This is a genomic window from Streptomyces sp. ICC4 (genome assembly GCF_003287915.1).
Classification (GTDB): Bacteria; Actinomycetota; Actinomycetes; order Streptomycetales; family Streptomycetaceae; genus Streptomyces; species Streptomyces tritrimontium.
On sequence record NZ_CP030286.1, the window covers coordinates 2,594,654 to 2,607,622 of the forward strand.

The following is a 12,969-nucleotide window of genomic DNA, read 5'->3' on the forward strand; positions in this document are numbered from 1 at the left end:
CCCGGCCGGTGCGCGGAGCGGCGGTGCGCACGTCACCCACTGCGGGGTTGACGTGCGCACCGCCGCGCGCGCGTGCCCCTCCGTGGTGTCGATGGCGGAGATGGTGGAGATGGCCGAATTCGTATGCTCTCCTTGGCGGTTCTCCCGGTCGGTGGCGCGATGGCGGGATGATGACCCGATCATCTCTGTTTGTGCGTTCAACTGTTGAGAGACGCAAGTTGCGCGCACGGATCGGATCGCGGGAGGACGTGTGGGGGAGGCCGGCTCGGGCATGCGCCAGGCGGTGCCCGCCGAGTTGTCCAGTTTCATCGGGCGGGAGCGGGAGCTGGCCGCCCTCGCCTCGATGCTCTCCGCCGAACGCCTGGTCACGCTCACCGGCCCGGCCGGAATCGGCAAGACCCGGCTCGCCGTGCGCACCGTACGCACGCTGACCGCCCGCAGCGGGCCCGACGCCGTCTGGGTGGATCTCGCGGCCCTGCCCGAGCGCCACTGGGCGGAAGGGGAGGGCGAGCTCGGCGCCCGGCTCGCGGGACGCAGGGCGCTGCTCGTGCTCGACGGCTGCGAACAGCTCGGTGAAACCGGCCCGGAACTCGTGGCCGAACTGCTCCGGCGCCTCCCGGAACTGCGCATTCTGGCCACCTCGCAGCGCAGGCTGTGCCTGGCCGGGGAGGCGGTGCTCGCCGTGCCCCCGTTGGCGGTGCCGTCAGGCGAAGCGGCGCCGGACCCCGCCGAGCGGTTCCCGGTGGCCGGCATCGAGGGGTACGCGGCCGTCCGGCTCTTCGAGGAGCGGGCGCGCGGCGCCGACCCGTTCTTCGAGCTGACCGAGCGCAACGCCGCCGCCGTGGGCGCGCTGTGCCGGGCACTCGACGGGATACCCGGAGCACTGGAGCTCGCGGCGGGGCGTGCGCACCAGTACGCGCCCGCGCAAGCGCTCCGCAGACTCGGCTCCGACCCGCTGGCCTTCCTCGCGGGCGGCGCCGGGCGCGGCACCAGGGTCGACGCCGAACGCTCGCACCGGCTCGCCCCGCCCGCCGAGCGGCTGCTCTGGGAGCGGCTCTCCGTCTTCGCCGGCTCCTTCGACCGGGCGGCCGTCGCCGAGGTGTGCGGTTTCGGGGCGCTCACCCCGGACACCGCCGTCGAGGCCCTGCAACGGCTGGCCCCCGCCCTGTTGGCGGACGCCGGACCGGGCCGCTACCGACTGCCGCTGTCCGTACGGGCGTACGCGGGCCGGCTGCTCGCGCACGGCCCCGCCGGGGACGGCCCGGCCACCTCCCGGCGCCACCACGAGCGCTGCCGGGTCCTCGCCGAGCGGGCGGCGCGGCTGTGGCGCGCCGGCGCGCAGCGCGAGGCGCGCGCCCTGGCCGTACGGGAACTCCCCGAGCTGCGCGCGGCCATGAACCCGCTCTCCGCCAGCGGCCCGGGCGCGGCCCTGGAGATCGCGGTCTCCCTGTGGTTCCTGTGGTCCGCGTGCGGGATGGTGGCGGAGGGGCGGCGGCACCTGGAACGGGCCCTGGCCCTGCACCCCGCGCCCCGGCCCGCCCGGGCGCTGTGGCTCGCCGCGTGGCTCGTGGCGAGCTTCGGCGAGGCGGACGGCGCCGATCCCCTGCTGGTGGAGGCGTGGACCGCGGCCGTACAGGAGGGCGAGGACACCTGCCTGGCCTACCTCGCGCACGTCAGGGGCACCATCGCGCTGTGGGAGGACCGCTACGAGGAGGCCGCCGCGGAGTACCTGGAGGGACTCGAACTCCTTCCGGCCGATCCCGATCCCGATGCCGATTTCGGACCCGGCCGCGAAGCGCTGGCGGCCGCGCACACCATGGCCGTGGCCCACACCGACCCGGCGTCCGTTCCGGTCGAGGACGGGCCGCCGGACGCCCCGGCCGATCTGTGGGCCCGCGCCTGGGTGAGCTACGCCCACGCCCTGGTCCAGCGCCGCGAGGGCCGCCCGGCGCTGGCCCGCACCGAACTGCTGCGTGCGCTGAGGACCCAGATCGCGCTCGACGACCGGCTCGGGCAGGCCTTCTCGGTGGAACTCCTCGCGGAACTGGAGGCGGACCAGGGCCGCTACGCCGAAGCCGCCCGCCTCCTCGGCGCGGTCTCCCGCACCCGGCCGCCCGCGGCTTCCGCCCCCCGCGCCCAGCGCGTGGTCCGCGCCCGCCTCACCCCGGAGGCCTTCCGGACGTCCTACGCGTCGGGCGCCCGTACGCCGCTGCGCGAGCTCCTGCCGGACCTGGCGGCGTGAGCCGGCGGCGGGCGCCGGGGTGTTCAGCGGGTCGAGTGTTCAGCAGGTCGAGTGGAAGAGCCCGCCGACCCGCTCGGTCGCGGCCAGCCGGTTGTACAGGGCGACCGCCGCGGCCGTCTCCTCGACGTGCACCTCTACCCCGGCGCCCCGCAGCAGGTCCAGCGTCTCGGGCATGGTGTGCAGCCGCAGCTCCATGCCGCGGCTCAGGACGACCTCCGTACAGCCCCGGTCGAGGAGTTCGCGCACGTCCGCCGGCTGGATGCCCGGCTCGTGCCGGGTGCCGTGCACGGCCCAGTCCCACGCGCGGCCGCCGCCCGGGTACAGCACGAAGTCCTTGCCGGGGGCGAGCCCTTCGACCTCCATGCGGCCCCAGGCGAGCGCGGTGACCAGCGGGGACCGGGCCGGCGGGACCCACAGCATGAGGTTGCTCATCAGCTCGGCCTGCTCGATCGCGTCGTCCAGCGCGTGATGCGTGTGCGGGCGCCGGGAGAGCAGCTCGCGCGGCATGCGGCCCTTGACGACGGCGCGCAGCGGGACGCGGGCCTTGGCGGCGTAGAGGGTCTTCATGTCCATGCAGCCCGAGTGCCCGAAGGGGCTGTCGCCGCCGAAGCTCATCAAGTACCAGTACAGGAAGGTCCAGTCGAAGGACGCCGGGTAGGCGCATATCACCGGCTGCGCCCCGGCCGAGACCTCCCGCACCCAGGCGCGGAACTCCGTCATCGCCGCGGCCGGGTCGGCGCCCTCGCGGACCAGCCGGTCGCGGTCCAGTCCGCTCACGGCGAGCGCCTCCGGCACGTACGCCTCGCTGATCGGGCGCAACTCCCGGTAGAAGGTGTCCCGCTCCGGATCGGCGGCCGTATACGAAGCCCCGTCCTGCCGCCCCGCCACGGCGGCCCCGAAACTGATCATCGAGTAGGGCCCGGGGACGGGCCCGTCCGCCTCGATGTCCACGGAGATGTAGAGGCTGGGCCGGGCAGGGCGGGCGGGACGCGCGGTACGGGCTGGCATGCCTGAGAGCATGCCAGCCCGCGGCGGCCCCGATCATTCGAATTAGGGGCGGGAGCCCGTCAGGAGGTGGGCGTCAGGTACATGCCGGTCTGGTCCCCGCCGGCGGTGTTCTTGCAGCCGAACCCGCTGCTCGCCGGCTGCGCGACGACCAGCGCCAGGCAGCGGCCGGCCGCCAGCTGGCCGAAGTGGTTGGGGTGCATGGACTCCTGGATCAGCCCCTGCGTCTCGCTGCTGTCGATCCAGCGCGCCCACTCGCTCGTCTTCGCCGAGGCCGGAACCGAGGAGGTCACCAGCTTGCTCGCCTTCGCGCACACCTCGCGGCCCTGCATCATGTCCTTCAGGTCCAGGAACTGCGCGCCCTTGGCGGCGGCGACCGCCTTGAGGCGCCCGGCGATCTGCGGCACGAGCGAGTCCCGCGCCCAGTCGGAGTCCTTGTTCCAGAACGGGCATCCGCCGGTGTTGAGCCGGCTCCAGTCGCTCTGCGTGTACCGGTTCTCGGCCCCGCGCGGGATCGGCGACGGGTAGGACTGCAGCACGATCCGGTACGAGGAGTCGGCGTAGCCGGCGCCGCGCATCACGGCCCGCACCTCGTCCACGGACTTGCCGACGTCCGCCATGACGGCGTCCATCTTCGCGTTCACGCCCTCCTGCTGGTCGTCGTGGCAGTAGGAGTTCCAGAGGATGAAGTCGTACGCGCACTCCTTGATGATGTCGGCGAAGCCGAGGTCGTTCCCGCCGATGGACAGCGCGATGACCTTGACGTTGTTGCTCGCGGCGACGGCGGCGAGCTGGTCGGCCTGCGGGGCCTCGCCCTTGAAGGCGACACCGCCGTGGGAGGCGCGGAACACGTTCTGCGACGTCGCGCCGGAACAGGCCAGGTTGACGGCGACGTCGGCGATGGCGCCGGCGCTCCTGACCTCGGCGGAGTCCGAGCGGTGGCAGCCGCCGGCCGTGGCCCCGTAGACCTTGCCGGGGTCGTAGGTGCTGCCGCTCACCCAGCCCCGGTCCGTGCCGCCCCGACTGCCGCTGTTGGTCAGGCTGTTGCCCTTCCAGCGCCCGGCCTCGCCGGAGATGTAGCTGTCGCCCATGGACACCGCGGCGGTGGGTCCGTTCCCGGGCCCGGCCACGGCCGTCCCGGCCCCGCCGGCCACCAGTGCCCCGGCGGCGAGCGGCAGTGCCATCGCGAACCCGGCCAGTCGTCGCACTCGACTGCGGGCGGCCCGGTTCGTGCTGTCGTTGCGGAATCCGATCACTGCGGAACTCCTGCGGTCGGCCATGCGGGAGCCGGGAACAACTCCGGTGCATGGCGGGGTAAGTGGGGGTTACCTCCGGCCGGTGGCAATCGGAAAGGTCCCACCCCGTGCGTTGTTACCGCTAGGTACAAGCAAGTTACGAACAAGTAACAACCGGTCGGTCGTTCGGCCCGGAACAGCGGCCTCCGGCGGCTGTTAGATTTTCTCGACAGAAAGCCGAACAGGTGGGGGCAGCCGGTGCAGATGTATCAGATCCTGGACAAGGTGGACTCAGGCGACATCGCCCTTCCCGAGTTCCAGCGCGGCTACGTGTGGACCCGCGACCAAGTGCGCGCGTTCTTCCACTCGATGTACCGGCAGTACCCGGTCGGCAGTTTTCTGACCTGGAGCACGGAGGCCGCCACGGCGGACACCCGGGGCGGGGTGTCGGGCAAGGGCGGGGCGATCCAGCTGCTACTCGACGGACAGCAGCGCGTCACCACCCTGTACGGGGTGACGCGCGGCCGGCCCCCGAAATTCTTCGAGGGCAGGAAAGAGGCCTTCACCGGACTGTATTTCAACGTCGAGACCGAGACGTTCGAGTTCTACGCGCCCGCCAAGATGAAGGTCGATCCCTGCTGGGTCGACGTAACGGGCCTGTTCGCGACGGGAATCGACGGGCTGTTCGCGATCGTGCAGGCCACGGGCGTGGGACAGGACCTTTTCGGCACGTACCACGGACGCCTCAGCAAGATCCTCCAAATGAAGGAGCGGCACGTCCACATCGAGGACGTGACCGGCGAGGACAAGACCATCGAGGTCGTCGTCGACATCTTCAACAAGGTGAATTCCGGCGGCACCAAGCTTTCCAAGGGCGATCTCGCGCTCGCCAGGATCTGCGCCTTCTGGCCGGACGCGCGGCCGACCATGAACGCCGCCCTGGCGTACTGGGCGGAGGCGGGATTCGACTTCAAACTCGACTGGCTCCTGCGCAATGCCAACGCCGTGCTGACGGGCGAGGCGCAGTTCGCCAAACTCGACGAAGTCGGCGTCGCGCAGTTCAAGGTGGGGCTGGAGTCCACGGAGCACGCGGTGTCCCACCTCCTGGACGTCCTCGGCGGACGGCTGGGCCTGGACCACGACCGGGTGCTCGGCGGCCGTGCCGCGTTCCCCGTGATGACCCGGCTGCTGCATCTGAGCGGCGGATCGTTCCCCGACGCCAGGACGTGCGACCGGCTGCTCTTCTGGTACGTCCACAGCTTCCTGTGGGGCCGCCACGCGGCCTCGGTCGAGACCACCCTCAACCAGGACCTCCACGCCCTCGAAGGCGAGGGCGGCGGCGTCGACCAGCTCATCGCGGCCCTGCGCCGCAGCCGCGGCCACCTCGACATCCGCCCGGACGACTTCGACGGGTACACCATCGGGGCGCGGTTCTACCCGCTGCTCTACATGCTCTCCCGCGTCCACGGCGCCCGGGACCTCATCACCGGCGTCCCGCTGAAGCACAACATGCTCGGCAAGATGGCCTCGCTCCAGGTGCACCACATCTTCCCCAAGGCCCGCCTGCGCGACCACGGATACGGCCAGGTCCAGATCAACGCCGTCGCGAACTTCTGCTTCCTCACCCAGGACAGCAACCTGAAGATCAGCGCGAAGGATCCGGCCGAGTACCTGGAGGAGGCCGAGGCCAGGAATCCCGGGGTGCTCGCCAGCCAGTGGATCCCCCTGGACCGGGAGCTGTGGAAGGTCGAGAACTACCCGGCCTTCCTCCAGGCCCGCCGGGAGCTGCTCACCACCGCCGCGAACGGGTTCCTGAACGCGCTGCACGACGGTTCCACCCAAGTCGCCCTGGTGCCGGCCCAGTCCGGCCCGCCCGGGGAGGGCCCCGCGGCCGGGTCGGACGCGGCGCGGCCGGCTTCCGAGGAGGAGGCCCCCGGGCTGGCGCTGCTGCTCCGGATCGTCGCCGAGGCCGGGCTGGCCGCTCCGGACACCGAGGCGGAGGTGGCGGACCCGGACACCGGCGAGGTGATCACCATCGCGGCGGCGGTCTGGCCGCGGGGGCTCCAGGAGGAGTCGGGCAGCCCCGTCGTACTGGTCTTCGAGCCGGAGCCCGGCGTACGGGCGGCGCTGGAGTCGTGCGGTTACCGGGTGTTCCACACGGCCGAAGCCCTGAGCGGGTACATCGCGGGAGCCCGCGCCGCGTAGCCGGCAAGAACGCGGCGCGCATGACGGCGCCCCCGGAGCCGTGGGCTCCGGGGGCGCCGCCGGTTTCCGGCTGCTGTGCGTTTCAGTCGGAAGCGGGTGGTCAGCCGACGAGCTGGTCGTAGGCCGGGAGGGTGAGGAAGTCGGCGTAGTCCGCGTCCAGGGACACCTGGAGGAGGAGGTCGTGGGCCTGCTGCCACTTGCCGGAGGTGAAGGCCTCCTCGCCGACCTCGGCGCGGATCGCGGCGAGTTCGGCCGCGGCGACCTCGCGGGCCAGGTCCGCGGTGGCGAGCTTGCCGTTCTCGAAGACGACGCCGGCGTTGATCCACTGCCAGATCTGCGAGCGCGAGATCTCGGCGGTGGCCGCGTCCTCCATCAGGCCGAAGATGCCGACGGCGCCGAGGCCGCGCAGCCACGCCTCGATGTAGCGGATGCCGACCTGGACCGCGTTGCGCAGGCCGTCGTAGGTGGGCTTCGCGTCCAGGGAGTCGATGGCGATGAGCTCGCCCGCGGCCACGTGGACGTCCTCGCGCAGGCGGTCCTTCTGGTTCGGCTTCTCGCCGAGGACCGCGTCGAAGGAGGCCATGGCGATCGGGACCAGGTCCGGGTGGGCGACCCAGGAGCCGTCGAAGCCGTCGCCGGCCTCGCGGTCCTTGTCGGCCTTGACCTTCTCGAAGGCGATCTTGTTGATCTCGGCGTCCTTGCGGGACGGGATGAAGGCCGCCATGCCGCCGATGGCGTGCGCGCCGCGCTTGTGGCAGGTCTTGACCAGCAGCTCGGTGTAGGCGCGCATGAACGGGGCGGTCATCGTCACCGCGTTGCGGTCCGGCAGGACGAACTTCTCGCCGCCGTCACGGAAGTTCTTGACGATGGAGAAGAGGTAGTCCCAGCGGCCGGCGTTCAGGCCCGCCGCGTGGTCGCGCAGCTCGAAGAGGATCTCTTCCATCTCGTACGCGGCGGTGATGGTCTCGATCAGGACGGTCGCGCGGACCGTGCCCTGCGGGATGCCGACGTAGTCCTGGGCGAAGACGAAGATCTCGTTCCACAGGCGCGCCTCGAGGTGCGACTCCGTCTTCGGCAGGTAGAAGTACGGGCCCTTGCCGAGGTCGATCAGACGCTTGGCGTTGTGGAAGAAGTACAGGCCGAAGTCGACGAGCGAGCCGGACGCCGGGCCGTCCTCGAAGCGCAGGTGGCGCTCCTCGAGGTGCCAGCCGCGCGGGCGCATCACGACGGTGGCGAGCTGCTCGGCGGGCTTCAGCGCGTACGCCTTGCCGGTGCGGGCGTCGGTGAAGTCGATGCGGCGCTCGTAGGCGTCGATCAGGTTGAGCTGGCCGATGACGACGTTCTCCCAGGTGGGAGCCGAGGCGTCCTCGAAGTCGGCGAGCCAGACCTTGGCGCCCGAGTTCAGGGCGTTGATGGTCATCTTGCGGTCCGTCGGACCGGTGATCTCCACACGGCGGTCGTTCAGCGCGGCCGGGGCCGGCGCCACCTTCCAGTCGCCCTCGCGGACCTGTGCGGTGTCCGGGAGGAAGTCGAGGGTGGAAGTGCGGGCGATCTCGGCACGGCGCACGCCGCGGCGGGCGAGGAGCTCGGCGCGGCGGGGGGCGAACCGCCGGTGGAGCTCGGCCACGAAGGCGAGAGCCGCGTCCGAGAGGACCTCGTCCTGCCGGGGCAGGGGCTCGGCGTCGACGATGGCCAGCGATGACGGCGCTGGTGCGGACATATCTGTCACTCCTTCAGCGGCGGTGCCTGGCGGCCGCGGGGAATGCTCGCGCTGGACGGCACGCAGTGCCGTCGGGTGTGGAGAGTTCCGGAATACGGTCGCGGGCGCCGTCTGGGGGTTCAGGGCGCTTCTGACCAGTGGATAGTAATTTCCTCATGGTGGAAGTTCAATGGTTTGTTGATGTCGAGATTCTCTGAGTCGACAGAATCCGCTCGGTGGTGGCCCTCAGTGCCATCGCGGTCACGCCCCGCTGAGGCCGGACGCGAGTCCGGCTCAAGCGAGTCGTGCCAGGTCGGGCGGGGTGTCGATGTCGAACGGCTCCGCGACGTCCCCGCACTCGACCAGCGTGAGCTCCTGCGCGTGCGCCGACAAGTGCACCCGTGCGCCCTTGTCGCCCGTGGCCGTCGCCACGATGTCCGGCCACCGGTCCGCCCCGAAGAGCACCGGGTGCCCGCGCTCGCCCCCGTACGCCGCCGCCACCAGGCTCGTGGGGGAGCGGTAGGCCGCCCTGACCCGGGCCACCGCCTCCGGTCCGATGCCCGGCTGGTCCACCAGGGACACCAGGGCCGCGCGGGCGCCCGTACCGGCCAGCGAGGCGAGGCCGACCCGCAGGGAGGAGCCCATGCCCTCGGCCCAGTCCGGGTTCTCGCGCACCACGCATCCGCTCAGGTCGGCGCGCTCGCGCACCTCCGCGGCCGAGGCGCCGAGCACCACGTGGAGCGGGCCGCAGCCCGCCTCGCGCAGGACCCGTACGGCGTTCTCCACCAGCGGGCGGCCCCGGTAGGTCAACAGGGCCTTCGGGCGGCCGCCCAGGCGTCGTCCGCCGCCGGCGGCGAGGAGCAGGCCCGCGATCACCGGGGGAGCGGAGCCGACCGCTTCCGCCGCGGGCCGGTGCCGGTGCTGTTGCTGCTGGTACTCGTGCTGCTCGTGCGTGCCGCTGTGGGGTGCCATGCCACCGATTCTCGCTCGGGCCCCCTCCCCTGCCCCCGCTCGCGCCGCAGGAGGCGTCCCACGGCGGCCAGCGCGGCCCCGACCCGCAGGGGCTCGGCGATCCGGTTCTGGGCGGCGGCGATCAGGGCCCGTTCGTCACGGTCGGTCAACATCGCGGCATCTCCTTGCCAATCGGGGGCCAATGCAGCGAGTCTGGACTTGGATTGGCCTGGCGGGCAGAGCCAATCGAGGGAGGTTGGCATGGCAAACGGGCGAGTGGTCCATACGGCGGACAGGATGCTCGGCAGCCGCCAGCTCGCCGCCCTGCTCCCGGCGGAGGTACTGGCACGCCCCGGCTACCGGTCCCTGGCCGACGCCGTCCGCACCCTGATCCTCGACGGCCGGATCGCCCTGCACGTCCGGCTGCCCGCCGAACGCGAGCTCGCCGAAGCGGTCGGCGCCAGCCGGGCCACCGTCACCGGCGCCTACGACCTCCTGCGCGAGAGCGGCTACGTCCGCAGCCGGCGCGGCTCCGGCACCTGGACCGAGCTCCCCGAGGGCCACCGCCCGGTCGGCGCGCACGCCCTCGTCGGCGCCGGCGGCTACAGCGCCGACGGCGACCCCGGCATCGACCTCGCCATCGCCGCCATGGGCGCCCCCGAGGGCAGCCTCACCGACGCGCTGGCCTGGGCCGGGTCCAGGCTCCCGGAGCTCGCCCGCAGTCCCGGCTACCACCCCTTCGGGCTGCCCGACCTGCGCACGGCCGTCGCCGACCGGTTCACCCGGCGCGGGCTCGCCACCCGCCCGGAGCAGATCCTCGTCACGGCGGGCGCGCAGCACGCCTTCGCGCTGGTGGTGAGCCTGCTGTGCCGGCCCGGGGACCGGGTGATGACCGAGAACCCGACCTACGCCAACGCGCTGGACGCCCTGCGGCACGCGCGGCTGCGCACCGGGTCGATCGCCGTCTCCGACGCGGGCTGGGACCTGGAGATCGCCGAGTCCGCGCTGCGCCAGACCGTCCCCCGGCTGGCGTACGTGATCCCTGACTTCCACAACCCGACGGGCGCGCTGATGCCGCGGGAGCAGCGGGTGCGGCTGCTCGAGGCGACGCGGCGGACCGGGACCTGGCTGGTGGTGGACGAGACCATCGCCGACATCGCCCTCGACGTGCCCGCGCCCGCCCCGCTGGCCTCGCTCGCGGCGAGGGGCGGGGCCGAGCACGTGGTGACCATCGGGTCGCTGAGCAAGACGCACTGGGGCGGGCTGCGGGTCGGGTGGGTCCGGGCCACCGCCAAGATGATCACGGAGCTGACGGCGGTACGGGTCGCCAGCGACATGACCGGGTCGGTACTGGACCAGCTGGTGGCCCTGCCGCTGCTGGAGGGCCTGGAGCGGTCGCTGCCCGGGCGGCTGGAGCAGCTGCGCGAACAGCGGGCGGCGCTGGTGGCCTCGCTGGAGCGGCACACGCCGGAATGGTCCTGGCAGCTGCCCCCGGGCGGCCTCTCGCTCTGGGTGGACCTCGGCGAGCCGGTGAGCTCCGCGCTGGCGGAACGGGCGGAGCGGGCCGGGGTGCACATCGGCCGCGGCGCCCGCTTCGGGGTGGACCCGGGGACCTTCGAGCACCGGCTGCGGATCCCGTACTCCCTGCCGGCGGACCGGCTGGACGAGGGCGTGCGCCGCCTCGCGGCGGCCTTCCACGACGGCGTCCCGCTGCCTTCGTCGGTGGAGCGCCCGTACTGGGTGGCGTAGGCCGCCCCCGGGATGGGGGCTTACGGCGTGCGGATCAGGCGGCGGGTGGCGGCCGCGGCCACCGCCGAGGTGCGGGAGTCGACGCCGAGCTTGGCGTAGATGTGGACCAGGTGGGACTTGACCGTGGCCTGGCTGAGGAAGAGCTGCTTGGAGATCTGCTGGTTCGAGAGGCCGTCCGCGACCAGCTGGAGGACCTCCAGCTCCCGCTTGGTCAGGGCCTCCGCGGGCGTGCGCATGCGGTCCATCAGGCGCAGCGCCACCGCCGGGGCCAGCGCGGACTGGCCCGCCGCCGCCGTGCGGACCGCCGCCGCGAGCTCCTCCGGCGGGGCGTCCTTGAGGAGGTAGCCCGAGGCGCCCGCCTCCACCGCCGCCAGGATGTCCGCGTCCGTGTCGTACGTGGTCAGGACCAGCACCCGGGGAGCCGAGGGCCGAGCCGTGATCAGCGCCGTGGCCGCCGAGCCGTGCATTCCGGGGCCGGGGCCGAACTGGAGGTCCATCAGGACCACGTCCACCCCGGCGCGGCCGGCGATCTCCACGGCCGCTTCCGCCGTCGCCGCCTCCGCGACCACCGCGAAGTCCGGCTCGGTGTCCAGCACCGCGCGCAGCCCGGCCCGGACCACCGGGTGGTCGTCGGCGAGGAGGAGCCGGATCGTCATGACAGTGCCTCCGCGGGCAAGGGCAGGGTGACGGCCACGGCGGTGCCCTGGCCGGGGGAGGACTCGACCGTGAACAGGCCGCTGAGGGTCTCGGCCCGCGAGCGCATCGCCGGCAGGCCGAAGCCGCCCCCGCCCGAGGGGGCGGAGGAGGCCGAGGAGGGATCGAAGCCCTTGCCGTCGTCGACGATGTCCAGCGTCACGGAGGTGTCCATGAAGGTCAGGGTGATCTCGGCGCGCCCCGCGCCCGCGTGGCGCACCACATTGGCCAGCGCCGACTGCGCGATCCGCAGCAGCGCCACCTCGTAGGGCGTGGGCAGGGGCCGGGGCGTGCCGCTGAGGGAGAACCGGACCCGCGGGCCCGGCGCCCCCGAGCACAGTCGCTCCAGCGCGGCCGGCAGCGAACCGTGCTCCAGGTCGGGAGGCGTGAGGGCCCGTACGAACCGCCGCGCCTCGGCGAGGTTGTCCTGCGCGGCCTCCCGGGCCCGGCCGATGTGCGCCACGGCCGGCGAGTCCGCGGGCAGGCTGCGCTCCGCCGCCCGCAGCAGCAGCTGGATGGAGGAGAGCCCCTGCGCCAGGGTGTCGTGGATCTCCCGGGCGAGGCGTTCGCGCTCCGCCAGGATCCCGGCGGAGCGCTCGGCCGCCGCCAGCTCGGCCCTCGTCGTGATGAGCTCCTCGATCAGCTCGCGGCGCCGCTCGCTCTCCCGGTACAGCGCCTGGTAGCCCAGTACGGTCGCCACCGCCACGGCCCCGCCCAGCAGCGGCCCGAGGAAGGCCCCGGGCGTCACCGACCGGCTGTGCGCGAGGAAGCCGCCGATCGCCGCGCAGGCCGTGACGGCCACGGCCGTCACCCCCCAGCGCAGCCGCAGCAGGTGCAGCTCCAGGAAGTACAGCGGGAAGGCGATCCACAGCCCGTCGGGGGAGACCACGAGCAGCCCCGCCCAGGCCGCGCAGAGCCCGGCCAGCCACACCGCCCCGGCGCGCGCCGAGCGGTGCACCACGGGGGCCAGTACGCCGGCCACGTACACGGCGGCCAGCACGGCGCAGGCCGCGACCACCCAGCCCGCGCGCGGGCTGGAGTCGGCGACGGCCCGTCCGGCGGCGAGCGCGAGCAGGCCGAAGAGCAGCGCGTGCAGGCACAGGCGCAGGACGCGGGAGACCGGGGTCAGGGTGCGGGGAGCAGTCATGGCCTGACCAGCGTAAGTCCGGGTCCGGCGGCCCCGGTCAACC

9 protein-coding genes are annotated in these 12,969 nt (G+C 73.1%); 3 read left to right on the forward strand and 6 right to left on the reverse strand.

What is annotated here, in order from left to right:
• Window positions 1-250: 250 nt before the first annotated feature.
• Window positions 251-2,242: a hypothetical protein gene (locus tag DRB89_RS12155; RefSeq protein ID WP_112463267.1), complete on the forward strand. Its 1,992-nt coding sequence runs from the start codon at window positions 251-253 to the stop codon at window positions 2,240-2,242.
• Between the two features lie 39 nt (window positions 2,243-2,281).
• Here DRB89_RS12155 and DRB89_RS44430 read toward each other — a convergent pair whose 3' ends face one another.
• Together DRB89_RS44430 and DRB89_RS12165 are read right to left on the reverse strand one after the other, a co-directional pair.
• Complete coding sequence (locus tag DRB89_RS44430) at window positions 2,282-3,250, reverse strand: MTH938/NDUFAF3 family protein (RefSeq protein ID WP_239516098.1); 969 nt, start codon at window positions 3,248-3,250, stop codon at window positions 2,282-2,284.
• A 59-nt stretch (window positions 3,251-3,309) separates the two neighbouring features.
• On the reverse strand, window positions 3,310-4,503 hold the full coding sequence (locus DRB89_RS12165; RefSeq protein ID WP_239516099.1) for a GDSL-type esterase/lipase family protein: 1,194 nt from the start codon (window positions 4,501-4,503) through the stop codon (window positions 3,310-3,312).
• A gap of 243 nt (window positions 4,504-4,746) precedes the next feature.
• On the opposite strand from DRB89_RS12165, the gene DRB89_RS12170 reads away from it, so the two are divergent.
• Entirely contained in the window at window positions 4,747-6,687 is a 1,941-nt protein-coding gene (locus tag DRB89_RS12170) for a DUF262 domain-containing protein (RefSeq protein WP_239516771.1), read from the forward strand.
• Window positions 6,688-6,787: 100 nt separating this feature from the next.
• Here DRB89_RS12170 and aceB read toward each other — a convergent pair whose 3' ends face one another.
• Both aceB and DRB89_RS12180 read right to left on the reverse strand, forming a co-directional pair.
• Window positions 6,788-8,407, reverse strand: a complete 1,620-nt coding sequence (aceB, locus tag DRB89_RS12175) for a malate synthase A (RefSeq protein WP_112447889.1) — start codon at window positions 8,405-8,407, stop codon at window positions 6,788-6,790.
• A gap of 273 nt (window positions 8,408-8,680) precedes the next feature.
• Window positions 8,681-9,262 carry a nucleotidyltransferase family protein gene (locus DRB89_RS12180; protein ID WP_343234696.1) on the reverse strand — a complete coding sequence of 194 codons (582 nt, stop codon included), beginning with the start codon at window positions 9,260-9,262 and terminating at the stop codon, window positions 8,681-8,683.
• A 336-nt stretch (window positions 9,263-9,598) separates the two neighbouring features.
• On the opposite strand from DRB89_RS12180, the gene DRB89_RS12185 reads away from it, so the two are divergent.
• Entirely contained in the window at window positions 9,599-11,086 is a 1,488-nt protein-coding gene (locus DRB89_RS12185) for a PLP-dependent aminotransferase family protein (RefSeq protein ID WP_112447891.1), read from the forward strand.
• Window positions 11,087-11,106: 20 nt separating this feature from the next.
• Here DRB89_RS12185 and DRB89_RS12190 read toward each other — a convergent pair whose 3' ends face one another.
• The gene (locus DRB89_RS12190; protein WP_112447892.1) at window positions 11,107-11,742 is read right to left on the reverse strand and encodes a response regulator transcription factor; all 636 of its coding nucleotides are present in this window, start codon (window positions 11,740-11,742) and stop codon (window positions 11,107-11,109) included.
• Entirely contained in the window at window positions 11,739-12,926 is a 1,188-nt protein-coding gene (locus tag DRB89_RS12195; protein ID WP_112447893.1) for a sensor histidine kinase, read from the reverse strand. Before DRB89_RS12195 ends, DRB89_RS12190 begins: the two co-directional genes overlap by 4 nt.
• Between the last annotated feature and the right edge of the window lie 43 nt (window positions 12,927-12,969).